Origin of the sequence: Cohnella pontilimi, from assembly GCF_005049045.1 — a bacterium.
In the GTDB taxonomy this organism is placed as follows: domain Bacteria; phylum Bacillota; class Bacilli; order Paenibacillales; family Paenibacillaceae; genus Cohnella; species Cohnella pontilimi.
Genome location: NZ_SUPK01000003.1, coordinates 228,477 through 254,418, shown reverse-complemented (window position 1 = coordinate 254,418; position 25,942 = coordinate 228,477). Strand labels below are relative to the sequence as shown.

Genomic DNA, 25,942 nt, shown 5'->3' with positions numbered 1-25,942 from the left:
AATACAAAGAAATGTATCAATAGTATAAAAATATTAAATTGCCATTACTCTCGCGGGGGTGATAAAATAATATAATAACCAAAATGAATAAATATGAATTTGTCCGAATATTCGGTGCAAATTCGGCTGACTTATATGTCATTTCATTCCAAATGATGTTCTTTCATTGTAGGCGATTTCGGCCTCGATTTGAAGTGTCGTGACGCTGCCATCATCAAAAATTCTGCTTATAGAAAGGTTGCGTTTTATGAACGAGATCGTAAAAGGTCTGCCCCCCAAACAGGGCATGTACGATCCCCAATACGAGCGGGATGCTTGCGGGATGGGATTCGTCGCACATATCAAAGGCCGCAAAAATCATGAAATCGTCGAACAGGCACTCAGCCTTCTGATTAATATGGAGCATCGCGGCGGTCAGGGCAGCGAACCGAACTCCGGCGATGGAGCAGGTATTTTGCTGCAGATTCCGCATAAATTCTTCGCCCAGGAAGCGCAGAAGCTCGGCTTCGCGCTGCCGGAAGAAGGCCGCTACGCGGTAGGCATGGTGTTCATGACACAGGATGAAGCCATCCGCCGCAAACATGAAGAGCTGTTCGAATCGATCGCCGCAGAAGAAGGCCAATCGGTCATCGGCTGGCGTACGGTGCCGACCGACGACAGCAAGCTGGGAGAATCCGCCGTGCGGGTGAAGCCTTTCGTCCGCCAGGTGTTCCTTCAGCGCGCCGAGAGTGTCATCGAAGACATGGCGTTCGAGCGCAAGCTGTACGTGATCCGCAAGCGCGCGGAATTGGCGATCCGCTACTCCGGCATGGAGGGCGGCGACTCGTTCTATTTCCCGAGCTTGTCGAGCAAGAAAATCGTATACAAAGGCATGCTGACGACCGAACAAGTCGGAAGCTTCTATCCGGAGCTGCATGACGCGGACGTGGAGACGGCGATGGCGCTCGTGCACTCCCGCTTCTCCACCAACACGTTCCCGAGCTGGGAGCGCGCGCATCCGTTCCATTATATGATCCATAACGGCGAGATTAACACGCTGCGCGGCAACATTAACTGGATGCACGCCCGCCAGACGTTGTTCGCCTCGAAGCTGTTCGGAGACGACCTGGAGAAAATCAAGCCGATCATCGCGCCGGACGGTTCCGACACCGCGATGTTCGACAATACGTTCGAGTTCATGTACTTGTCCGGCCGGTCCCTCGCGCACGTCGCGATGATGATGGTGCCGGAGCCTTGGCAGAACGACGAGTATATGGATCCGGACAAAAAAGCATTTTACGAATATCACGCCACGTTGATGGAGCCATGGGACGGTCCTGCCGCAATGGGCTTCACCGACGGCGTACAGATCGGCGCGATGCTGGACCGCAACGGTCTGCGTCCGGCACGCTACTACGTGACCAAAGACGATGTAATCGTCATGGCATCGGAAGCCGGCGTCATCGACATTCCGCCGGAAAATATTTTGCTGAAGGACCGCCTTCGTCCGGGACGTATGCTGCTCGTGGACACGAAGGAAGGCCGCATCATTTCCGATGAAGAAGTGAAGCGTGCCATCGTGACGGAGCATCCGTACCGGGAATGGCTGAATGACCATCTTGTCGATCTCGACGAGGTGGAAGACGCGCCGGAGCTGCCGGAGCCGAACCACGAGACGGTACAGCAGCGCCAGCTGGCGTTCGGCTACTCGTTCGAGGACATCCGCAAAGTAATGGAGCCGATGGCCCTGACCGGCGTCGAGCCGCTGGCATCCATGGGTTACGACGCGCCGCTGGCCGTTCTGTCGGAGCGCCCGCAGCGTCTGTTCAACTACTTCAAGCAATTGTTCGCGCAAGTGACGAACCCGCCGATTGACGCGATCCGCGAGGAAATCATCACTTCGACTTACACGAGCGTTGGCCCCGAGCGCAATCTTCTGAATCCGGAGCCTGAGAGCTGCCGTCATATTCGGCTTTATTCGCCGATTTTGTCCAACGAAGATTTCGCGAAGCTGCGGCACGTGCACCGTCCGGGCTTCAAATCGATCACGCTGCCGATCCTCTTCCTCGCGAACGAAGGCGAACAAGGTCTTCGCGATGCGCTGCAGCTTATGTGCGATGCGGCAGACCGTTTGATTAAGCGCGGCCATAACATTTTCATTCTTTCGGACCGTGGGATCGATGCCGAGAATGCGGCGATTCCTTCGCTTCTCGCGGTATCGACGCTGCACCATCACCTGATCCGCCAAGGCACCCGGACGAAGGTCAGCATTTTGCTGGAATCCGGCGAGCCGCGCGAGGTGCATCATTTTGCGCTGCTGATCGGCTACGGCGTCAGCGCGGTGAACCCGTACCTGGCGTTCGAGACGCTGGACGACTTAATCCGCCAGGGCATGTTGCGCCATATCACGCACGACAAAGCGGTGAAGAACTTCATCAAAGCCGCCACCAAGGGCGTCGTGAAGATCCTGTCCAAAATGGGGATTTCGACGATTCAGTCCTACCGGGGCGCGCAAATTTTCGAAGCGATCGGCCTGAACCAGGACGTCATCGACCAATACTTCACTTGGACGCCGTCCCGCATCGGAGGCGTTGGCCTGGACGTGATCGCGCAAGAGGCGCTTGCGGCTCACAACCGTGCTTATGCCAAGCAGGAAGGCGTGGACAAGGAGCTCGACTCCGGCGGCGAATACCAATGGCGCAAAGACGGGGAAGAGCATCTCTTTAACCCGAAAACGATTCACACGCTGCAGATGGCGACCCGTACCGGCAATTACGACACGTACAAGAAATACTCCACCCTCGTACAGGGTGAATATGAGGAAACCCGCACGCTTCGTTCACTTCTCGACTTCAAGTTCGATCAGCCGCCTGTGCCGATCGAAGAGGTGGAGTCCGTGGAATCGATCGTCAAACGGTTCAAAACCGGCGCGATGTCGTTCGGCTCGATCAGCAAGGAAGCGCACGAAGACTTGGCAATCGCCATGAACCGTATTGGCGGCAAGTCGAACTCAGGCGAGGGCGGGGAAGATTTCCGCCGCTTCATCCCGGACGCCAACGGCGATTCCCGCCGCAGCGCGATCAAGCAGGTCGCGTCCGGCCGGTTCGGCGTGACGAGCTATTATTTGACGAATGCCGATGAAATCCAGATTAAGATGGCGCAAGGAGCGAAGCCGGGCGAAGGCGGACAGCTGCCGGGCCGCAAAGTATATCCGTGGGTCGCGGAAGTACGCGGATCCACGCCGGGTGTCGGCCTGATCTCGCCCCCGCCTCACCACGATATTTATTCGATCGAGGATTTGGCGGAGCTGATCCACGATCTGAAGAACGCGAACCCGCGCGCCCGCATCAACGTCAAGCTCGTCTCCGAAGTAGGCGTCGGCACCATTGCCGCGGGTGTGGCCAAAGGCCGCGCCGACGTGATTCTCGTCAGCGGCTATGACGGCGGCACCGGCGCCTCGCCGATCGGTTCGATCCGCCACGCCGGCCTGCCATGGGAGCTCGGTCTCGCCGAGACGCATCAGACGCTGATTTTGAACAATCTGCGGGACCGCGTCGTCGTCGAAACAGACGGCAAAATGATGACCGGCCGCGACCTCGCGATCGCCGCGCTGCTCGGCGCCGAGGAGTACGGCTTCTCGACCGCGCCGCTCGTCTCCGTCGGATGCATCATGATGCGCGTCTGCCAATTGGACACTTGTCCGGTCGGCGTCGCCACGCAAAATCCGGAGCTGCGCAAGAAGTATATGGGAGATCCGCAGCACGTCGTGAACTTCATGTACTTCGTGGCGCAAGAGCTTCGGGAGATCATGGCCCAGCTCGGATTCCGCACTGTCCAAGAGATGGTCGGCCGGGTGGACCGTCTGGATACGAAGAAAGCGATCGGCCACTACAAGACGCAGGGCATCGACTTGACGCCGCTGCTGCATATGCCGGAGCTTCCGGAAGGCTCCGCACGATACAACGTGAAGACACAAAATCACGGTCTGGAAGAGTCGCTCGACGTTCAAGCGCTCGTACCTGCGGCAGCCGCCGCGTTGGAGCACAAAGAGCGGGTGGAAGGCACGTTCCCAATCAAAAATACGAACCGTGTCGTCGGTACCATCTTGGGTCATGAATTGACGAGCCGTTATGGCAAGGATGGGTTGCCGGAAGATACGATCAACTTCCATTTTGTCGGCACCGCCGGCCAAAGCTTCGGTGCCTTCATTCCGAAAGGCATGACGCTGACGCTCGAAGGCGATGCGAACGACTACGTCGGCAAAGGCCTCTCGGGCGGCAAGCTCGCGATTTATCCATCGCCCAAAGCGACGTTCAAAGCCGATACGAATATCATCATCGGCAACACGGCGTTCTACGGCGCGACCGGCGGCGAAGCCTACATCCGCGGCGTTGCGGGCGAACGGTTCGCGGTGCGTAACAGCGGCGCGAACGTCGTCGTCGAAGGCGTGGGAGATCACGGCTGCGAATATATGACGGGCGGACGTGTGGTTGTGCTCGGACGCACAGGACGCAACTTCGCGGCCGGCATGTCGGGAGGCATCGCGTACGTCATCGATTGGGAAGGCAACTTCGTCCAGCGTTTAAATTATGAGATGGTCGGAGTGGAAAATCTCGAAGAGGAATCCGAGATCGCAGAAGTGCGGGGAATGATCGAGAAACATGCCACGTACACCAACAGCGAACTCGCCCGTACCATTCTGGATGATTGGAACTCGTTCCTGCCGAAGTTCCTGAAAGTTATCCCGAAAGATTACAAACGGATGATGGAGCAAATCGCCAAAGTTCAGGCTCAAGGACTTAACGGGGAACAAGCGCTGCTTGCCGCTTTCGAAGCCAACATGCGGGATCTTTCCCGAGTCGGCGGCAACTGATCGGCGGCTCAAGAAAAAACCGGACGAATGGCCCATATCTGGGTCTCTCGTCCGGTTTTTTATGTACACTTTGTGGGAAACACCCTGCTCTTCGACAAAACTTCCTTGAAAAAACATATGTTTAAGACCCATCGCTCGACAGTCTCCGCAAGCAGCAACTTTTACAATATATTAGAAGGTTGTAAGGGGAATATTAAGCGACAATTACGAGAGAGAGGATTTGGAGGCACGGATGGAACATGATCTGCGAGTGAAGACACCTGAAGATCACGACCGAGTGAAAATCGATATCCGAAAAATTCTCGTTCAACTGGGCATTGACCCGAAACGCTGGCCAGGCGAATGGAGCACGGCGCACCGTTCCACACCCAACTGACCTTATTCCCTTGACCCCGATAACTCGCGTGTCATGATCCGGCGGATCGGAACGCGAGTTGTTCATTTGTGCGGGACTGCCGAATATTACGCTTCCATCGACCGCTCCGCACGGACGAACGCAATGAAACGGCGGGCTTCCTCAGGTGTCAACTCCCGTCCGTCGATCGTAAGGGAGAATTTCGCCAAGATTTCATCATCGGACAGCTCAAGCTTGTCGACAAACTGACTGACATCCGAATCCAGCACCATGTGGGGGTTTTCGGTACGTCCGACCAAATAATCGATCGTTACCTTGAACAAATCGGCCAACTTGGTGAGCGTCTCCGAGTCCGGTTCTCTCCGATTTTTCTCATAATGAGATAATGCTGCTCGGGAGATGCCGAGGGAAGAAGCCAACTGCTCTTGTGTCCAACCGCGTTGGTCCCGTAAATGCGAGATGCGACTGCCGATATTCATCAATTTCCCTCCAGAGACGATATGTCGCAAAATCTTCCAAAATCCGACGGAATCTATTATACACTATGTATCTAAAAAAGCAAAAAATCAGAGCTATTTATTTAGCTCTTCTTACTTTAACCATTTTTCGACTGTATTAATCAGCTTCTCTACTTTACAGTGTGTATCATCTGATGCCAAATTCACAAGATACGTTATGTAGAATTGCGGAGGTTGCCATTATGGCCATCCCCATGCAAGGCGGCTCCCGCCGCCGGCACATTCGACTTACGCTGTACGAAGGCGTAACCGCAGAGCTTCGTGTGCTCGGCATTCGTCATTACCCGATTCACTCCCGGGCGGCCAAAGCGCTCATTTTGGATCTCAGTCCGGGAGGCTTGCGATTCGCGACTCCGTTGCGTTTCGCTGACGATGTGGAATGGCTAGTCGGATTACAATTCATGCTGCAAGGGGTTCGTCTGGAAGTGAGAGGCGTGATTCGTCATAGCACCGCGGATCCACAATGGCGGGAATACGGTGTCGAAATGGACGTCAATCCGCTCATGCGAATGATGATCACCAGAGTGCTGAACAGTCGGATCATCAAGAGTTCTCCGGAACTCGCCCGCATGCATCAAGCCTACGGCAGATTCAGCCTTGAAGAGTGACCGGCAACACCATTAGGAGAAGGGCCGCCCGCCGCCGGTTCAAGTCCGGGGCGGGCTTTCATTTTTCTTCGAAATTTCGGCAAGTCCGTTGACAAATCGACGAGGGTATACTAGTTTAATAGTATAGTTACAAACTGTAACAATAACATTGAAATAGGATACATATAGTATATAAAAATGGAGTATACAAAATGAGAGGTGGGAGAGGGTGAACCTCGAATCATTTTATTGCCTGCAATGCGGGGCTTTGGTGGAACTGGAGCGTGCATCGACGTTGTTTCGGACCGGGTATTACCGGATCGAATATCGAATGGGGATCTGTGTCAGCTGCGCCAAGGAGAAGACCCACCCGCACCCGGACGTAACCGATCAGTCCGGCATCCATCACGCCGCCATCTCGAATCATTTCGAAAACGTGAAAATGTATTGACAAAGATACAATATGTATCCTAAACTTTGGCAATATAGATACGAAATGTTACTACAAGTATCCAAAAAGAACTTGGTGAGGATGCCATGATCGATATTCATTGTCACATCCTGCCTGAAGCCGATGATGGTCCAAGCTCGCTTGAAGCGTCGCTCCATATGGCAAGGACCGCAGTCCAGCTGGGAATTCGGACGATGTACGCCACACCTCACCATGCGGACGGACATTTCACTAACGAGGCGGATACGGTTCGGGAAGCCGTAAATCGATTCAACCGCGAGCTATCTCAAGCAAGTATCCCTCTCGACGTTCGGATTGGACAAGAAGTCAGGCTGCACCGGTATTTGATCGAGGATTTGCTTAACGCTCAAGTGGCGCTTCTGAACAATAGCTCCTATTTTCTGCTGGAACTGCCGTCCGTGTGGACATGGGAGGAATGGGAGGAGACATTTTACGAATTGGACTTGCTCGGACTTATTCCGATTATCGCGCATCCCGAAAGAAATCCCGCCATTTTGAGAAAGCCGGACCTTCTTTTAGAACTCATCCGGAGAGGTGCTTTAAGTCAAGTGACGGCGGCTTCGCTGACGGGGCACTTCGGCAGACGGGTGCACAAAGCGGCGCTGGCCATGTGCGAGCAGCGCTTGACGCATTTCATTGCCTCCGATGCCCATCTGGCCGGGCAGAGACTGGAGGAATTGCCGCAAGCGTTCCGCTTCATCGGCAGTCAATTCGGAGAAGCCTATGCGCGCCATTTTCAAGAAAACGCCATGGCTCTAAGCGTGTCAGAGAGGATATACCCGTGGGAACCTGTTGTGAATCATCGAAAATCGATTTTCGGCTTCAAAAAAAAGCAGAGTTTGTGAGGGATTGCATTGGAGCTTATTCAATACTGGAAAATTATCCGTAAACGTTGGTGGCTGCCCGCTCTGTTGGTGTTCATCAGCTGTCTCACCACCGGTTTCTATACGTATTTTGCGATTCAACCGGTTTATGAAGCGTCGACGAAGCTTATCGTCAACAAGTCGGATTCCGCAGCGGATCTCGGCAAGATCGATCTCGGCACGATCAACTCCAATATCCAGCTCATCAAGACTTACAAAGAAGTGATCAAGACACCCCGCATCATGAACAAAGTGATCTCCACTTACCCCGATCTGAAGCTGACATCGGACGACCTCATCCAGAAGATCAGCGTCAATTCCGTCAACGATACGCAGGTGATGACCGTCGTCGCGCGGGATGAATCATATGCCAGAGCCGCCAAAATCACCAATGCCGTATCGCACGTTTTCCAGAAAGAAATCCCGACCTTAATGAAGGTCGATAACGTGTCCATTCTGAATGAAGCCGACACGAAGGCCGCACCGGCACCGGTCTCTCCGAATCTGAAGTTGAACTTGGCGATCAGTTTCGTATTGGCTCTGATGCTGGGCATGGGGATCATTTTTCTCCTCGAGTATTTGGACGACACGTTGAAAACGGAGCAAGAGGTTCGCGAGTTTCTCGATCTGCCCACCTTGTCGATGATTCCGAAAATGAATGAGCAGGATCTGAAGGCGCACGGTAAAGCCGCGTCGGTCAAACTGAGAAGGAGTGAAGCATATGGCACGCTCGACGCGTAAGTGGCCGCTTATTACCGAATGGAATCCGAGGTCTCCGATTTCGGAAGCCTATAAAGTTCTTCGCACCAATATCGAATACTCGAATGTCGACGATCCGATCGGGATTTTGATGGTCACATCCTCCCGGGTCGGAGAAGGCAAGAGCACGACGAGTGCCAATCTGGCCGTGACTTATGCGCAAGCGGAAAAGAAAGTGCTGCTGATCGACGCCGATCTGCGCAAGCCGACCCAGCATCACATTTTCCAGCAATCCAATCGAGTCGGTCTGACGACGGTGCTAACCAATCAGTGCGAATGGTCGAAGGCCACCCGCGAAACAACGGTGGAAGGACTAAGCCTCATCACCTCCGGGCCGATTCCGCCGAATCCGTCCGAGCTTCTCGGCTCCAAGCGCATGGAGACTCTGATTCTCGAGCTCAAGCAGCAGTACGACCTGATCGTGCTCGACACGCCGCCGGTCCTCGCCGTCACGGATCCCCTGATCGTTTCGCGGCTTACAGACGGTGTGCTGTTGATGGCCGATGCCGGCAAAATCAAACGGGAAATGATCCTTAAGGCCAAAGGCGCCTTGGAGCGAGTGGAAGCCCGCATTCTTGGCGTGGTTCTGAATAACATCAACCGCAAAACAGTAGATGGTTATTACTACGGTTACTACGGTACGGAAGAAACTCAGTGAATGGTGACAACGTCACAGGTAATGCCTCCTGCACCTATATCACTGGAGGCACTCGGTCACGCTGTGGGTTTGCGAACCTTAGACGTTCATCGTCGAGGGTGTGACGTGAGGATGGGTTTGATGCCCTGTTATCGAAAAGGTTGACCTTCATCTCTCTGGTGTCGATCAGGGAGCTGAAGTTCAGGCTTTTGGGGCTGAAGATAAATTATGAGGATTGAGGTGCGGTACATAATGAAGTTGAGAAGGAAGTTGGCAGTCTCCACCCTGGCGGCCAGTTTGGTCGCGGGGACTTTTGCAGGCATTCCTCTGAGCAACAAGGGTCTCGCGGAAGCGATGGGATTTTCGAGTGTGGCTTATGCGGCAACATTACCATCTACGACAGCAGCATTCCAACAAAAACTGCGTGATCTGTATGAGAAAGCGGAAGAATTGGGTTACATAACACAAGTGGATTTGGCCCGATCCCAACTCACCGCCGTTAACTTCACATCCGATGCGGCAGTAACCGAATTGTACAACTATGTAAAATCTCAAGTGCCAGCCGGTCATGAAAACGAGTACACCCACTTGCTAGACCGCGACACATTTGACGGACTGTTCAGATTGGGAATTGGTTTGAGCCTGGCAATGGACAACAATGTGGATATTCTTAAGCAGTCTATGTACGTAAAAGCCGTCAATGAATTCGGAAAATTAGGCGGTGTACAAGACGTCCAATTTGAGGACTTTGTTGAGTTCGCCAATGCGATAGAAGCTGATTTGAAAAGTCATATAGATCTCACCGTCTTACTGAAGGATGCCGAATACAAACAATTGCTCAAGGATTCGTTGAATCGAGTTTTGACCGCAGATTCCACAAAATTCGCTAAAGCGTACAACAATCTTGCGATCACTAACAAACGTGTAAATAACATCGTAGACAGTATAGTTGGTAAGATGCCGGGATATAAAGACGGTTTGAAATCCCTGCTGATTGCCGCAGTCAGTCTCGAAGCAAAATTGGAGTTTGATCCGACGGGCGATGTTCGCGTTCGCACACCGTTCCTAACCTTCAGCGGTTTGAGAATCGGATCTCCGATCTTATCGTGGACAGTATCGCCCAATAATTTAATCACCATAGATAATGGCCAACTGGTGTTTAGCGGTGAAGGGACCGCAACCGTGACATTAAAAGCCAACTTTAATAATCAATCTGTTTATTCCCAGCAAGTCACGTTGACTTATCGCGTACCGGCATCGACCTATTCACCACCACCTGTCATAGATCAAATGGTATTGCCAGACTTCGGAGAGACGATGAAAGCTCTCGAGGAGATCGCCAAAAAGCTTGTTGGAGCTTCCGATACTGAAAGAGCCAGACTTCTGGAAGAAGCGTTAAAAATCGTTCAGCAGGCGTTGAATAAAGCGGAATTGGATCTTTCGAAGTCTCTCAGAATCGAGGGAGACAAAGCCGTAGCACAGCCGAATCAGGATTCGGCCAAGAGACTCATTGCCGAACTGAAGAAAGCTGCTGATCAACTGAAAGCCAAGTTGAAAGACATGGGCGCGAATCCTGCTGGCATATCCCTTCCACTGAAGCTTGATTTGGGCCAAACTTCATCTTCAGCCGGAGAAGTTACCATTACTAAAGACATTTTGGTTGAGGCTCAAAATGCCGGTTTCGCAAGTGTTACTGTCGTTGTTAATGGGGCGTCGATGATAATCCCGATCAGCCAGCTCTCCGCCGATACAACGATCTCCTTGCGGAAGGTTACTACTTCGCCAATTACCGATAAAACGAAAGTGTCCGACATCATCGATTTCAACTTGTCGGTGGGTGGGCAAGCGGTCACGAATTTCAAACAACCGATCCAGATTCGTATTCCAGTTCAAACACCGGCTGGCGTGGATAAGGAACTGCTTACTACAGCGAAAATCGTGGATGGCAAGCTCGTATTCGTAGGCGGGCACCTGGAAGGCAATGAGATGGTGGAATCCCGCGACACGCTGTCTCCCTATGTCGTTGTAGAGAATAAAGTCACTTTCAAAGATACTGCCAGCGTACAAGCTTGGGCAGGCCGTTCGATCCAGGTACTGGCTGCGAAAGGCGCAATTGTCGGCAAATCCGAAGGAGTATTCGCACCGAATGACAACGTGACGCGTGCTGAATTCGTCAAAATGTTAATCAGTGCACTGGATTTGGAAGATGGCTCCGCGACAGAGAACTTTACCGATGTCAACGACACCGATTGGTTTGCTCCTTACGTCGCAGCTGCTGTGAAACTCGGAATTGTTCATGGCCGGTCCGCGGATCAATTCGTTCCGCAAGCTTCTATTACCCGTGCCGAAATGACCGCCATGATTGTTCACGCACTTGAAGTCACACAGAATTTGAAAAACGATGTCACGGATATGAACGCGGTGCTTAAAGTATTCTCTGATGCTTCCAAGATCAATTCTACTTTGAAAGCTTCAGTCGCTCTCGCAGCCAGCAAAGGACTCGTTGTAGGTTATGCCGGCAAGTTTGACCCGAACGGCAAAGCGACTCGCGCTCAAGCTGCAGTGGTACTGTATAAAATTTTGAACTTCAAGAAATAGTCATTAGCCTTGCAGCAAATCCTCCTCTTAGCCAAGAGGAGGATTTGCTTTTTTGAATTCAATTGAAATCGTTATGGATATGGAGTGGGATCGTATATGAGTATGAAGTATAAGATGTTGCTGCTGTTTGTCATCGATATGGCCATTGTCTCATTGAGTATTGCAACGTCTTACATACTCAGGTTCGATGCGGAGATCCCGCCGTCTTATACGACGCAAATGTTGATATACGGCTTGATTTCGATTGTCATCTGCGGAGTTAGTATGAATGCCTTCGGGATGTATCGCAGACTCTGGAGGTACGCGAGCGTTGGAGAAATTGTCGCCATTGGTAAAGCTGTCATGATCGGCGGTGGTGCCTCCTATCTGATCAGTTCTATTGTGATGGAGAGACGGATCCCCTTCTCTGTCGCGTTGGCCACTACGGAAATGATGCTGCTGCTAATGGGCGGAATTCGCTTTGCATGGAGGGCATTTCGCAGTTATTCGAGTAAGAGCGGCAATCAAAAAACGAACGCGCTCATCTTCGGGGCAGGAAACTGCGGCGCCTTGATTGCCAAGGAAATATCGGGTCCGAATCTCCTGGATCGAAAGCTTATCGGCTTTATTGACGACGATCTTACCAAACAAGGACTTCAAATACATGGTTGTCCCGTGTTAGGAGATCGTTCGCAAATCTCAGAGTTGGTCGATATGCACGATATCAAGGAAATTATTATCGCGATTCCATCGGCTCCACGCAAAGTCCTCTCAGAATTGATCAATCTTTGTATACCGACAGGCGTCAAAATCCGAATGATTCCAGGAATTATCGACCTCATAGACGGCAAGATCACAGTTCAGACAATCCGGGATGTGGACGTAGCAGATTTGCTCGGCCGCGATTCGATTCAGATGGATATGCAGGGAATCTCCGAGTATTTGCTCGACAAAGTGGTCTTGGTGACCGGCGCCGGTGGTTCCATCGGATCCGAGTTGAGCCGCCAAATTGCAACCTTCTCACCCAAGAAGCTGTTGCTTCTCGGTCATGGCGAAAATAGCATTTACAGCATCGAAATGGAACTTCGACGTAAATATCCTGAGATGCAGTTGGAACCTATCATTGCCGACATCCAACATTTGAGCCGCATGGAGGAAGTGTTCAAGGAGTATCGGCCGCATGTTGTGTTCCATGCCGCCGCTCACAAGCATGTTCCTCTCATGGAGCGAAACCCGTCTGAAGCCGTCAAGAACAACGTCTTCGGTACCCGCAACGTGGCGGATTGTGCGCGCAAATTCGGCTCGGATCGATTCGTTCTGATCTCCACCGACAAAGCCGTTAACCCTTCCAGCGTCATGGGGACCACTAAGCGAATCGCCGAGATGTACATACAAAGCTTGAACGGTCTAAGCAACACAAAATATGCCGCGGTCCGTTTCGGCAATGTGCTGGGCAGCCGCGGAAGTGTAATTCCAATGTTCAAGGATCAGATTTCAAGAGGTGGTCCCATCACAGTTACACATCCCGATATGGTCCGGTATTTCATGACCATTCCCGAGGCCGTACAGCTGGTCATTCAAGCCGGCGCCATCTCGAATGGTGGAGAAATCTTTGTTCTCGATATGGGTAAACCTGTCCGGATCCTTGACCTTGCCGAGAATCTAATTCGTCTCTCCGGCTTCGAACCGCACGTCGATATTCCAATCGAATTCACCGGCATTCGCCAAGGGGAAAAGCTGTTCGAGGAGCTGCTGTTCATTGAGGAAGAAGTCGCGGCGACTCAGCATGACCGCATATTTATCGGAAAGCTGAACGAGATCAATCGTTTCGAGCTGGAGCTGGAGTTTCGCCGGTTGGAGACGCTGCTGTTTAAGGAGCATCAGTCGGTGCTGGGAATATTGGACGAGATGGTGCCTTCGGAGCATCGGAGAGTCGGTTATGGGTTGGTCGGGGTTCCTTAATGCTTGCGAGTGGAGGAATAAGATAAATGAAAGTGCGAAAGGCAATTATTCCAGCAGCGGGTCTCGGTACGAGATTTCTTCCCGCTACAAAAGCGATGCCGAAAGAGATGCTGCCCATTGTCGATAAACCTACGATTCAATACATTGTGGAAGAAGCAGTGGAATCGGGGATTGAGGATATAATCATCGTGACTGGCAAAGGTAAAAGGGCAATTGAAGATCATTTTGACCATTCTTTTGAACTTGAACAAAACCTAATTGAAAAAGGGAAAATCGATTTGCTGAATGAAGTTCAGAAGTCTTCTCGACTCGTTGATATTCATTACATTCGTCAAAAGGAAGCCAGAGGACTCGGTCATGCAGTTTGGTGCGCTCGAAACTTTATTGGTAATGAGCCTTTTGCAGTATTGCTTGGAGATGACATTGTAAGAGCTGACGTGCCTTGCTTAAAGCAGCTAATTGATCAATATGATCGGTACAAGTCTTCAATTATAGGTGTGCAGAGAGTCGCTGAGGATCAAATTTCTAGATATGGAATTGTGGATGGAATGGAATTCAACAACCGCCTCTTTAGTGTGCATAGTTTAGTGGAAAAGCCTAACAAAAATGAAGCCCCGACAAATATTGCAATTATGGGACGCTATATATTGAGTCCTAAAATTTTTGAAATACTAGAAAATCAAAAACCAGGTGCCGGTGGAGAAATACAATTAACTGATGCAATTGCTGAATTGAATCAAAGTGAGGCTATTTATGCTTATAATTTTGACGGCATTAGATATGACGTTGGCGAAAAACTGGGTTTCATTAAAACTACAATCGAATTTGCCTTACAACGGGCAGAATTAAGACAGGAGCTTTTAAGGTATTTTTCAGAAGTCATGGAGCAAAATTTAGAAGGTATAAGGTGATACAAATATTTCAATACACGGGTGGAATGTTGTGATTAAATATCAAAACATAAAAAGAACTTTTGATTTTATTTTTTCTACCATGCTGCTAATTATCTCTTTTCCTATCATGCTCATAGCTGGAGTGGCAATCAAGTGTAGTTCAAAAGGTCCAATATTATTCAGACAGCAGAGAACGGGGAAGTTGTGCAAAACATTTACAATTTATAAATTTCGTACTTTGCAAGTAGAAACCAGTAGGGATGGACACACACTTTCCGACATGGAAAGAATGACGAAAGTAGGTTCTTTTCTTCGAAAAACTAGCATTGATGAAGTTCCCCAGCTGTATAACATACTTCGTGGAGAAATGAGCTTTATCGGACCAAGACCATTATTGACTCGGTATATTCATCTTTACACGCCGGAACAGATGCGTCGCCATGAGGTAACCCCTGGCATTTCAGGGTGGGCACAGGTAAATGGTCGCAACAATATAAGTTGGGATGAAAAGTTTAAACTCGATGTTTGGTACGTGGATCATGTCAGTTTAGGCTTGGATTTAAAAATATTATTCCTTACTTTGTGGAATGTTATTACCAGAAAGGGAATTAACAATTCCGAAGCAAACACTATGCCTGTTTTTACTGGGAAGTCCGAAACGATAAATTACAACTGAAAATGGTGGTTCGGAAAATGTCTGGTTTACTTATTTTAGGCGCAGGAGGACATGGTAGAACAGTAGCCGATGCTGCTTTAATGACTGGCATTTGGGACAGAATCGCATTTCTCGATGATAAAGAGGATTTGGAAGAAGTATCAGGCTTTCCTGTTCTGGGTCAATTTAATTTATTTCCACGTTTCCTTAATGATTTTGATGGAGCTTTTGTAGCGATCGGAAATAATGATTTGAGGCTTAAACTTATAATTGTTTTGCAGCATGCTGGATTCAATGTTCCGTCTATTATTCATCCTCATAGTTCAGTAAGTAAACGAAGTAAAATTGCTGCAGGGAGTATTGTCATGGCAGGGGCAGTTGTAAATACAGATGCCACAATCGAGAGAGGTTGCATAATAAATACCTGCTCAAGTGTAGATCATGACTGTTATGTCCAGGAGGGAGTACATATCTCTCCTGGCTCTCACGTAGGCGGTACTGCTAGCATTGGACGGTGTTCATGGTTATGCATGAACTCATGTATAGGGAATAATCGGAAAGTTGGAAAGAATGTAATCGTCGCGGCGGGATCAATCGTAATCAAGGATGTACCTGACGACGTAATGGTAGCAGGAATACCAGCCATAATAAAAAAAAGGTTTGGAGGTGATCATATTGAGCACGAGAATATATCTCTCTCCGCCCTATATGAGCGGATATGAAATGAAATTTGTTCAAGAAGCGTTTGATACCAATTGGGTTGCCCCGCTAGGCCAAAATGTAGACGCATTTGAACAAGAGATCTCTAACTATGTTGGTGTAAATTATGGACTAGCTCTGACGTCTGGAACCGCGGCAATACATTTGGCCTTGAAGTATTTGGGAGTTGGTACAGGGGACTATGTATTTTGTTCCTCTCTCACGTTTGCCGGGAGTTGTTATCCGATAATCTATCAAAATGCGATACCTGTATTTATTGATTCAGAACCTGACACATGGAATATGTCTCCGATTGCATTGGAAAAGGCATTCGTATGGGCAAAGAAAGAAAATAAAATGCCTAAAGCTGTTATTATCGTAGATTTATATGGTCAAAGTGCTGATTATGATGAATTACTTCCTATATGTAGAAAATATGACGTTCCAGTCATTGAAGATGCCGCTGAAGCTTTGGGGGCAACCTATAAAGGCAAAAAATGTGGAACATTTGGTGATATTGGCATCCTTTCTTTCAATGGAAACAAAATTATTACTACATCAGGTGGTGGGATGGCTGTTTCAAACGATGAGAATGCAATTCAGAAAATGAAATTCTGGTCCACACAATCCAGAGAAAAAGTAAGACATTATGAGCATACGGAAATTGGTTACAATTATCGATTGTCAAACATTTGCGCTGGTATAGGCAGAGGTCAATTGGTTTCGTTAGAAGATCGTATACACGCCAAGAAATCAATATATGAAAGCTATTCGCAATATCTACGAGATCTACCTATCACCATGATGCCTATATCCAGGAATGGAGAGCCTAATTATTGGTTGACCGTAATAAAAATCCGAGAAGATATTGATCTCATACCTGAGACACTCATTAGGGCACTGGAACAACAGGATATAGAATCCAGACCGATTTGGAAACCCATGCATATACAGCCGGTATTTCGAGGATGTAAGTATTTTTCCCATAAACAAGATGTATCCGTAGAATTATTTCTTAAAGGAATCTGTTTGCCTTCAGGTGTTGCAATGACTACAGCACAACAAGAAAAAGTTACAAACACGATAAAATCTTGCACCGATTTACGAAAACCCTTGGATCATAACTTGATATAAGAGAGCTGAGAAGGCGAACATGGAACCATTAATAATAACTGTTTTCTATATAAGTTGCTTTATTATCTTTTGGGCTATGATAGGATATCCAATTTCCCTTAAACTGATTGGTAAATTTTATAAGACAAGACAACTGATAAAAGATTATTCACACCAACCAACTGTCACGATAATGGTTGTTGCTCATAATGAAGAAAAAGTGATTCTTGAAAAGTTAAACAATTTATTGCAGCTTGATTATCCGCAAGAGAAAATGGAAATCTTGGTTTCGTCCGACAATAGTACTGACAGAACAAATGAGGTTGTAAGACAGTTTATTGAAGAACATAAGAACAAAAAAATAAGACTTTTTGAAGTGAAAGAACGCAAAGGCAAAACGAACGCTCAGAATGAAGCACAAAAGACGGTTACAACTGAGTATTTGGTTATGACGGATGCCAATTCACTGATGGATAAAAAAGCAGTAAAAGAATTGCTGGCAGCATTCACTTCTATAGAAATTGCATATGTCACTGGGAAGCTGTCAATTGTAAATCAGGATGCTAGCGATGTCAGTAGCTCCGAAGGGAGATACTGGCAAAGTGACCTAGCAATCCGCGAACTCGAAGGAAGAATACAGACGATAACAGCGGGCAACGGAGCTATCTACGCTTGTAGAACAAACGATTATTATGATTTTGATCCCATTCAATGTCATGACAGTGCAATGCCGCTATTTTTCGCATTACAGGGCAAGAGAGCGATATGCAATCATGATGCTATTGCTTATGAAAAAGCTGGAGAAAACATCGAAGATGAATTTGGACGTAAAGTGCGTATGAATCGTGTTATTCTCAAACATATTTTTCCTAATATTAGGATTTTCAATTTCTTTAAATTTAACTGGTTTTCATATTTTTATTTTGGACATAGGACCTGCAGGTATCTTTTGTGGATTTCACACCTTTCAGTTTTTATCGCAAATGCATGCATAGTACAGCAATCGTGGTTTTATACGATGGCATTTATTGGACAATTAGCATTTTACGTTTTAGCTATCATTCAAGTAATAGCTAAAACAAAAATTAAAGCGTTTGTTTTATTTTTTTATTATTGTGTGACAGTAGCAGCACAGTGGGTCGGTATATATAAGATTTTCTTAGGAAAGACAACGCCGTTCTGGGAGAAGGCACAGAGTACGAGATAGACTAGCGAATAAATTAGTATGTGGGGGTGCAACGCTATGAAAATAGCTGTAGCGGGAACAGGCTATGTCGGACTGGTAACGGCCGTATGTATGGCGGAAAAAGGCCATGAGGTAACATGTGTAGATGTTGATGAGAATAAAATAAATATGCTTAAAGCAGGCGCTTCGCCAATTTACGAACGATATTTACAAGAAATGATGGTATGCAATGATGAGAGACTAACGTATACCACAGACTATCGGAATGCGTATAAGAGCGCGAATCTTATTATAATCGCTGTTGGAACACCCGAAAAAAAGGATGGATCAGCAAACCTCACATATGTATACAACGTGGCTAAGGAAATAGCGGAGTCAGCGGAAAATGAATGTGTTGTTTTAGTAAAATCTACTGTTCCTATCGGCACTTCAGACAAGGTAGAGAAGATTATTGATGAAAATAAGAGACATGATGTGAGAATCGATGTAGCTTCAAACCCTGAATTTTTGGCACAGGGTACAGCGGTGACCGATACACTAAATCCCAGCCGAATTATCATCGGCGTACAAAACGAAATTGCAGAAAAAGTTATACGCACAATTTTTGAGGAGTTCGATGCACCAATTTTAGTAACAGATAGAAGAAGTGCGGAGATGGTGAAATATGCTTCGAATGACTTTTTGGCTCTTAAGATTTCCTATATAAATGAGATAGCAAACCTTTGTGAGATTATCGGTGCCGATGTACAGGATGTAGCGAAGGGAATGGGTTTTGATCCACGAATTGGAAATAAGTTTTTGAGTGCCGGCATTGGCTACGGTGGAAGTTGCTTCCCTAAAGATACAAAAGCCCTTCATTGGCTTGCTAATATGAACGATTATGAATTGAAAACTGTTAAAGCAGCTATCGAAGTAAATGAACAGCAAAAATTAAAACTCATCAAAAAAGCAAGAAAATACTACGACACCTTCCAGGGATTGACTGTATCAATACTTGGTTTGACATTTAAGCCCGGCACTGATGATTTGCGTGAAGCACCTTCATTGGTAAACATTCCAATCTTATTGGAGGAAGGAGCAAGGGTTAAGGCCTTTGATCCTGTCGGTATCGAAAATTTTAAAAGGCTGATGGAGCGAAGCGATGTGAGCGGCATCAATCGCATTGAGTACTATGAAAGCATTGATGAGACAATTAGAGGGACTGATGTTTGTTTTATCTTAACTGAGTGGGATGATGTGAAGAATTATGATGCAGTTAATTTTCGAAAGTTTATGAAGACAGCCATCGTGATTGACGGCAGGAATTGTTACGAGATTAGTCTGATGAAAGCTGCTGGTGTTGAATATTGCTGCATTGGAAGGCAAACGCTAAAATGGGCTACCGAAATCGCCGACATATCGCAGTTTACGATGAGAAGTAGTTGAAGAGGTATCAATGTAGCATGGGGGTAAATATGAAACTTGAAGTTTTGGTATCAACAATGAATAGAAGTGACCTTGATTTTCTTGATAATATGAATCTTACTACTGACGCGCTAGTAATGAACCAAGCCGAACGTGAGTCAATAGAAAGTGTAGTTCACAATGGGATACGAACTCTATTTATTACATCAAAAGAACGAGGATTGAGCAATAGTCGTAATAGGTTAATTGAGCATGCTACTGGAGATATATGCATATTTGCTGATGATGATGTGCAATACTTTGAAGATTATGAAAACACAATTTTAAATGCTCATAAACAACACCCAGATTTTGATATTATTACATTTAAAATGGTAACTTTAGGTCACGTTAGAACTAAAAAGTATATGAAAAAAAAGTGTAAAATTGGATTGCTCAGGTCAATGAAGATAACGTCTCCAGAAGTATCCTTTAAATTAGAAAGGGTTAAAGGTACCGGCATAAAGTTTGATTCGCTTTTTGGGGCAGGTGCTAGATATCAGGCTGGAGAAGAAAATATATTTCTCAAACAATGTATAAAAAAAGGATTAAAAGTACTATATATACCAATTCCTATTCTCAAAATTGAAGATAGCGAATCGACATGGTTTAAAGGTTATGATGAGAAGTACCTACATAACAGGGGAGCGATATTCGGAGCATTATTTAACAAACTGGCAATTCCAATTATTCTTCAATTTGCCATACGAAAATATAAACTGTTTAAGAATATTTCTTTCCTAATGATATTAACTCATATGTATTGTGGACTAAGGGAGTATAAAAACCTAACGAAAAATGGAAACCAGTATCTGCATAACTCGTAACCGCAGAATTGAATTTGTGGTTAGCGGAGGGATCTACTATGAAAAGTATTTTATATATTGCCTTTGTAGATATGAGGAATGTACAAGGAAATCCAGGGGTAATAAAAAAAATTAAATTTCAAACGAAAGCATTAAAAAATCTTGGATATAACGTTTTTCATTGTGCCCTCGAAGGTGAAAAGGTATTCATATACAATAATGAGCAAAAAGAAGACATCACAATTAAGATGTTTTCAACGCGACAAACAATAGTAAGAAGTATTCTAAAATGGATAGAAAAAAATAAAGTAAGTTTTTGTTATATAAGATACGCATATAGTGATCCGTTATACATTTATATGTTAGCAAAACTTAAAAAAAGTGGCGCAAGGTTGGTAGTTGAAGTTCCCACATATCCATATCGTCAAGAAAAGATATCTAAGAAGAAATTATTTGATATTAATAAAATCAAGGTTGCTATTGATGTAATTTTTAGTCATTTTTTGAAGCGCTATGTTGAACTTTTAACTACATTTATGCCATTTGATAAGATATTTGGGGTTAACACAATCCAAATAGAAAATGGAATTGATTTAGATTCTGTAAACATTAGGACTCCCGTTCAGAGAGAAAATGAGTTACACCTATTAGGACTTGCCACAATGTATGATTGGCAAGGATTTGATCGAGTAATAGAAGGAATGCTGAAATATTATAGTAAGAAAGATGCAAAGGTCCGTATATACTTTCATCTAGTTGGGGAAGGTAATGCACTCAGCAAATGGGAGTCATTGGTTGAAGAATACAGACTGAATGAGTATGTAACGTTTCATGGAACACTTCATGGTGAAGAATTGGACAAGGTATTTAATTATTGTGACATAGGATTAGGGGCTCTGGGCTATTACGTGCTTGGCCGCAATTCTGGATCCTCATTAAAAATTAGAGAATATTGTGCACGTGGCTTACCTTTTATTTATGCCTACGAAGAAACCTTATTAGTTGATAATAATTACTTTTTTGCAAATAAACTACCAAATACAGCGGAACCCATTGATATGGAAAAGCTGTTGAAGTTTCATGAATCGCTTAGAACTGATAAAAATGTAGCTATAGTAATGCGGAACTTTGCTGCAGAACATTTCACATGGGAAAAACAGTTTAGTAGGGTGCTTGGTGAACTTAATGAAGTAGTAATAGATCTAATAGGAGAAGCAGTATGAAACATTTTCTTTTCAAGAGCCTGAATATATGGTTTTTAGGTGTGATAGCATTATTTTGTTTTGTGCTAACTCAAATTGGATACTTAGCATCATATTATGGCAATAATAATCGTCTTTATGGAATAACACTTTCCCTCTATAAAGGTATTACAGTTTATTGGCTTATTTTTTTTGGACTGTTTGCTCTTTTGGGCGTGTTTGGAGTTGTTAGAAATAGCAAAAAGAAGTTGACCATTTTAGCGATGGGAACATTTTTTATAGTAATAATGGACATAATAGCTTGGGGGTTCGTTTATTCAGCCGATTCTTTGTACCAATCTACATTAACAGGGTATATAACTTTTATTTCATTTTTTTTCATGTTAGGACTTTATATCAACGACTTTTTTGAACTCTTAAAAAAAAAATTTTTTAGATCTGTCGGAACAATCGCGTTTCTATTATTAATTTGTATTGTAATAAGGTTTTCGTATTATGGTTTTCAAAGAACAGGTAAGTTTCAACTTTATCAATTCTACGATACGTTCTCTGGCACCTTAAACATAAACTACATAACGCTGACTGAGTCAGTAGCAGTAGCAATGCTGCTTATTTTAGCTCTAATTCGGAAAGTAAGAAATCGTATTTTATTTGCTATACCTATGGTTTTGTTGCTTTCAAGTTCTCTTTCAAGAGCAACATTTGTAGAATTTGTCGGGGCGTTATTTGTTTTTTTTATAATAAAGTTAAGCAGAAAAAAACTTATATTGTTCTTAACGAGTCTTATCCTGGTTATGACAATTATTTTACTCATCAAACTAGATGCTAATATATTATCAATACTTGAACACAATCGTGCTACTGGTATTTTTGTTGAACTCATCAGTGGAGAAGCAGCTTTTGACAGTTCTTATGAAGCGAGAAAAGTTATCCTAAACGAGAACCTTGATAACTTGAAGAACATTTGGTTATTTGGACAATTCGGAAGTGGCATGAATGTAACGGGTCAAGGAGCTTATATTCATAACTGGTTATCTTTTTGGATTGCCTATGGATTTTTCCCATTTCTGGGATTTTCAATTATTTATATCGTTGCATTATTCAAAATTTTAAAAAAGTGGCGTAAAGTGAATACCCCTCTTTCAGATTTTATAATTTTATATGGAGTCTATGTCTTAATCGCTATTATTGCATTCAGATCATACGTATTTCATAATGCATGGCTTGCTTTTGGGATGCTTGCTATGGCAAGTGACGGTCATTTTGATAAAAATATAGAAAACAACAACAGCGACAATGTGCAGGTATTACGATCCAAATATTAAATAATATCATCGTCAAGAGAGCACACAGCATACACCTTTCACCAAGTAAAAGTGGATGCTGTGTGCTCTATCATTTATTTGACCCTGCGGGTTATATATGAGGATTATTGCTCGATCCATGCCCATTAAATCAACTGGAATGAGGGGTTACAAATATCATTTACTTAATAAAAAGAACATTAAAACTTAGCGGGTTAAAGGATATAGTTGTTCTATCGTCTGGTATATTCTTAGCTCAAATTATTTCATTTGTATGCCAACCGATAGCTACCAGATTATATTCCCCGGAAGCCTTTGGCGTTGTCTCAACAATTGTATCGATAGCTTCAATACTTGCTCCTATTATAACCCTACAATATCATTTGGGAATTGTTACGGCAAAGACAGATAATGAAGCGAATATAATATGTGCTTTGACCTTTTACATTATAGTGATTATGGGCTTAATTACCATGGCCGGTTTCATTATTTATATTCAAATGAACCCATCCGCTACTAAAGAAGTTGGCTATTGGATATACATATCATTACCTTTATTGCTGCTAAATGGATTAGGAAATGTCGTTGAGTCTTATAACAATCGCTTTGGACAGTATCGATTGATGAGTATTGTTTCTTTGCAGCGATCTGCAATTTCCAATGCATTAATGTTGTTTTTTGGCGTTTTAAAAATGGATTATTTGGGATTAGTTATTTCGCGGTTAATTTCTGTCGTGCTTGGTCTTAGAAGACAAGCGAATTATATCATCACAAATTATACGCAAATTTTCCGCTCAAGTATGTATGAAATGAGAGCTGTCGCTGTCAAGTATAAGGTCCAACCTCTATTTTCATTGCCTGGATTATTTATGACTACCTATGCATTTTCAATTCTTCCGCTTTTTATCAACTCCCTATATAGCATCAAAGAATCCGGATATTTTTTTGTGTCTACGACAATGCTTGGCCTACCATTATCATTAATAAGTAGTAGCGTTGCGAAAATTTTTTTCAGAAACGCCACACTGGAAAAGAATAACAAAGGAAATTTTTATGCATCATTTAAAATTACACTATTTTTGTTAACACTCGTTTCAGGAATTGGTTTTGTTATATTATGGTTTGTTGCTGAACCATTTTTTTCGATTTTATACGGCAATGAATGGATAAAAAGTGGAACATTTGTGAAAATTCTTATACCGATGTATGCAATTAGATTTATCGCACAAGCGTTAATATATGGGTTTATTATTTCTGGAAAGCAGTTGTTAAAGTTGATTTTACAAGGCTTTTTTATTGTAGAAGCAACTGCAATATATTACTTTGCGAAAATTTATCAATTTCCAATCGAGTCATTTTTGGAGTTCATTAATATAGCATACTTTATTAATTATATGGTGATATTAATAGTTTTGTTCTATACCAGTAAATCAGGAGGCGACACTAGTGAAACAAGTAAAAGTGTTTTACTCGAAAATCAACAATATGGGTGATTTACTCAATGAATTAATTATTGAAAAAGTTTTGGGCTACAAAGTAATACATTGTAGTAGATTTGAATGTCAGACATCGGGCATAGGAAGTAGTTTAAACTTATTTTTTTCTGCAAAATCTAAATTACCCTCTATGCCGAAGAGATTAATTCAAACACTCTATAGTAAAATGCAGCCACCATTACAAATTTGGTCTACCGGATTTATCAATTATTCAAGTGAAGATCATGTTTCTATAAGGAAAGAAAATCATATCGCATCTGTTAGGGGCGAACTCACAAGGTTAAGACTAGAAAAAATACTTAATAAAGAATTGAACATACCAACGGGTGACGGTGGGTTGCTAGCATCGTATTTACTAAAACCGCCTTTACGAAAAAAATATTCGGTGGGAATAATACCACACTTTAAAGAAAAGGATGAATTAAGATTCAAAAAACTCCAAGAAAATTATAAAGATTCAGTATTTATCGATCTAACTGATGCCCCATTAAGCGTTGTGGAAACTATGTCCCAGTGTGAAGTGATACTTTCTAGTAGTTTACATGGGCTAATAGTGGCAGACAGTTTTGGCATACCAAATAAACGTTTAGTATACACTGATAAACTGTTGGGGGATGGGTATAAGTTTGATGACTATTATTCAGCATTTAAGATTTCCTCAAAGGTATTTGATCTAAATAAACCAGGATATCCAAAGGTCAATAACATTATCGACGATTACAAGATCACGGTTCCGATGGTTGAACAGAAGAAAAAAGATTTAATTGCAAGTTTTTCAAAGTATCTTTGATCAATTGATACAACTTTTATCACGGCGTAAAGGCTGCTCAAACTAACCATACCAGCAGGGATATCGGGTACGGTGCAACTTTTTTGGTTGGACATGATGATATACCGTGTAAAGCCAATTATGAAAGATGGTGGGATTAATGATCTCGGACAAAAAATCCTACAATCACTATGTCCAATCTGATTTAAAAGCAAACGGCATGAACAAGTGGAAATGGCGATACCGTTTTTCTCGACAGGTAATGAACTTTCAACTGATGCTGCGAAAAGTGGAATACTACCAAAATTGCAGAAAAGATTTATTAGGGCGGATATATTTTTACTGGCTCTTGAACAGATTCAGAGAGCTTTCCATACACCTCGGATTTACCATACCGCCTAATGTGTTCGGACCGGGATTGAGCATCGCACATTATGGCAGCATCGTGGTCAACAGTAAAGCAAGGATCGGAGCAAATTGCCGCATTCACTCCGCTGTAAACATTGGGGAAGGAAACAAAGAAACTCCGGTAATAGGAGACAACGTTTATATCGCTCCTGGAGCGAAGATATTCGGAGGGATCACCATTGGCGATAACGTGCGGATTAGCGCGAATGCCGTAGTAAACAAGGATGTTCCGAGCGATGTGACAGTGGCGGGGATACCGGCGAAAATTATAAGTGACAGAAGGATTAAAACCATACAACTTGAAGACATGGGCTGAATTCTTTGAAATAAAAGGAGGGTATACATTGGCGCTCTCGAAAACGGTTGAGTTAAGGTCGGGTCTTGTG

General features: G+C 44.7%; 22 protein-coding genes. 21 read left to right on the top strand and 1 reads right to left on the bottom strand.

The window, feature by feature from the left end; translation table 11 throughout:
• Nucleotides 1-247 precede the first annotated feature (247 nt).
• Nucleotides 248-4,852: a glutamate synthase large subunit gene (gene gltB / locus E5161_RS07990; protein ID WP_136777192.1), complete on the top strand. Its 4,605-nt coding sequence runs from the start codon at nucleotides 248-250 to the stop codon at nucleotides 4,850-4,852.
• 232 nt (nucleotides 4,853-5,084) lie between these two features.
• The gene (locus E5161_RS20730; RefSeq protein WP_169306625.1) at nucleotides 5,085-5,228 is read left to right on the top strand and encodes a hypothetical protein; all 144 of its coding nucleotides are present in this window, start codon (nucleotides 5,085-5,087) and stop codon (nucleotides 5,226-5,228) included.
• Nucleotides 5,229-5,314: 86 nt separating this feature from the next.
• On the opposite strand, the gene E5161_RS07985 is transcribed toward E5161_RS20730, so the two are convergent.
• Nucleotides 5,315-5,686: a helix-turn-helix domain-containing protein gene (locus tag E5161_RS07985; protein WP_136777191.1), complete on the bottom strand. Its 372-nt coding sequence runs from the start codon at nucleotides 5,684-5,686 to the stop codon at nucleotides 5,315-5,317.
• Nucleotides 5,687-5,907: 221 nt separating this feature from the next.
• Between E5161_RS07985 and E5161_RS07980 the strand changes: the two genes are divergently transcribed.
• The 19 genes from E5161_RS07980 (at nucleotide 5,908) to E5161_RS07890 (ending at nucleotide 25,872) form a co-directional block, all read left to right on the top strand.
• Nucleotides 5,908-6,333 carry a PilZ domain-containing protein gene (locus E5161_RS07980; RefSeq protein WP_169306624.1) on the top strand — a complete coding sequence of 142 codons (426 nt, stop codon included), beginning with the start codon at nucleotides 5,908-5,910 and terminating at the stop codon, nucleotides 6,331-6,333.
• A gap of 208 nt (nucleotides 6,334-6,541) precedes the next feature.
• Nucleotides 6,542-6,763, top strand: coding sequence for a hypothetical protein (locus tag E5161_RS07975; RefSeq protein ID WP_136777189.1), 222 nt, complete (start codon nucleotides 6,542-6,544; stop codon nucleotides 6,761-6,763).
• Between the two features lie 86 nt (nucleotides 6,764-6,849).
• Nucleotides 6,850-7,629 (top strand): tyrosine-protein phosphatase, encoded by a 780-nt coding sequence (locus E5161_RS07970; RefSeq protein ID WP_136777188.1) that lies wholly within the window; start codon nucleotides 6,850-6,852, stop codon nucleotides 7,627-7,629.
• A 9-nt stretch (nucleotides 7,630-7,638) separates the two neighbouring features.
• Nucleotides 7,639-8,388, top strand: a complete 750-nt coding sequence (locus E5161_RS07965) for a YveK family protein (protein ID WP_136777187.1) — start codon at nucleotides 7,639-7,641, stop codon at nucleotides 8,386-8,388.
• Complete coding sequence (locus E5161_RS07960; protein ID WP_136777186.1) at nucleotides 8,369-9,064, top strand: CpsD/CapB family tyrosine-protein kinase; 696 nt, start codon at nucleotides 8,369-8,371, stop codon at nucleotides 9,062-9,064. The genes E5161_RS07965 and E5161_RS07960 overlap by 20 nt, the downstream gene beginning before the upstream one ends.
• 231 nt (nucleotides 9,065-9,295) lie before the next feature.
• Nucleotides 9,296-11,641 (top strand): S-layer homology domain-containing protein, encoded by a 2,346-nt coding sequence (locus tag E5161_RS07955; protein ID WP_169306623.1) that lies wholly within the window; start codon nucleotides 9,296-9,298, stop codon nucleotides 11,639-11,641.
• A 96-nt stretch (nucleotides 11,642-11,737) separates the two neighbouring features.
• On the top strand, nucleotides 11,738-13,582 hold the full coding sequence (locus E5161_RS07950; protein ID WP_136777184.1) for a polysaccharide biosynthesis protein: 1,845 nt from the start codon (nucleotides 11,738-11,740) through the stop codon (nucleotides 13,580-13,582).
• Nucleotides 13,583-13,608: 26 nt separating this feature from the next.
• Nucleotides 13,609-14,493, top strand: a complete 885-nt coding sequence (galU, locus tag E5161_RS07945; RefSeq protein WP_136777183.1) for a UTP--glucose-1-phosphate uridylyltransferase GalU — start codon at nucleotides 13,609-13,611, stop codon at nucleotides 14,491-14,493.
• A 49-nt stretch (nucleotides 14,494-14,542) separates the two neighbouring features.
• A complete protein-coding gene (locus E5161_RS07940) occupies nucleotides 14,543-15,151 on the top strand; it encodes a sugar transferase (protein WP_211246718.1) in 609 nt (202 codons plus the stop codon).
• Between the two features lie 17 nt (nucleotides 15,152-15,168).
• Entirely contained in the window at nucleotides 15,169-15,852 is a 684-nt protein-coding gene (locus E5161_RS07935) for an acetyltransferase (RefSeq protein ID WP_169306622.1), read from the top strand.
• Between the two features lies 1 nt (nucleotide 15,853).
• Entirely contained in the window at nucleotides 15,854-16,963 is a 1,110-nt protein-coding gene (locus E5161_RS07930) for a DegT/DnrJ/EryC1/StrS family aminotransferase (RefSeq protein ID WP_281279862.1), read from the top strand.
• A gap of 19 nt (nucleotides 16,964-16,982) precedes the next feature.
• On the top strand, nucleotides 16,983-18,149 hold the full coding sequence (locus E5161_RS07925; RefSeq protein ID WP_136777179.1) for a glycosyltransferase family 2 protein: 1,167 nt from the start codon (nucleotides 16,983-16,985) through the stop codon (nucleotides 18,147-18,149).
• 36 nt (nucleotides 18,150-18,185) lie between these two features.
• Nucleotides 18,186-19,553, top strand: coding sequence for a UDP-glucose dehydrogenase family protein (locus E5161_RS07920; RefSeq protein ID WP_136777178.1), 1,368 nt, complete (start codon nucleotides 18,186-18,188; stop codon nucleotides 19,551-19,553).
• A gap of 29 nt (nucleotides 19,554-19,582) precedes the next feature.
• Nucleotides 19,583-20,398, top strand: a complete 816-nt coding sequence (locus E5161_RS07915) for a glycosyltransferase family A protein (protein ID WP_169306621.1) — start codon at nucleotides 19,583-19,585, stop codon at nucleotides 20,396-20,398.
• A gap of 38 nt (nucleotides 20,399-20,436) precedes the next feature.
• Entirely contained in the window at nucleotides 20,437-21,600 is a 1,164-nt protein-coding gene (locus tag E5161_RS07910) for a glycosyltransferase family protein (RefSeq protein ID WP_136777176.1), read from the top strand.
• Entirely contained in the window at nucleotides 21,597-22,904 is a 1,308-nt protein-coding gene (locus E5161_RS07905; RefSeq protein WP_136777175.1) for a hypothetical protein, read from the top strand. The genes E5161_RS07910 and E5161_RS07905 overlap by 4 nt, the downstream gene beginning before the upstream one ends.
• 155 nt (nucleotides 22,905-23,059) lie before the next feature.
• Entirely contained in the window at nucleotides 23,060-24,376 is a 1,317-nt protein-coding gene (locus E5161_RS07900) for a lipopolysaccharide biosynthesis protein (protein ID WP_136777174.1), read from the top strand.
• The gene (locus E5161_RS07895) at nucleotides 24,330-25,169 is read left to right on the top strand and encodes a polysaccharide pyruvyl transferase family protein (protein WP_136777173.1); all 840 of its coding nucleotides are present in this window, start codon (nucleotides 24,330-24,332) and stop codon (nucleotides 25,167-25,169) included. The genes E5161_RS07900 and E5161_RS07895 overlap by 47 nt, the downstream gene beginning before the upstream one ends.
• 139 nt (nucleotides 25,170-25,308) lie before the next feature.
• On the top strand, nucleotides 25,309-25,872 hold the full coding sequence (locus tag E5161_RS07890; protein WP_136777172.1) for a serine O-acetyltransferase: 564 nt from the start codon (nucleotides 25,309-25,311) through the stop codon (nucleotides 25,870-25,872).
• The last annotated feature ends 70 nt before the right edge of the window (nucleotides 25,873-25,942 follow it).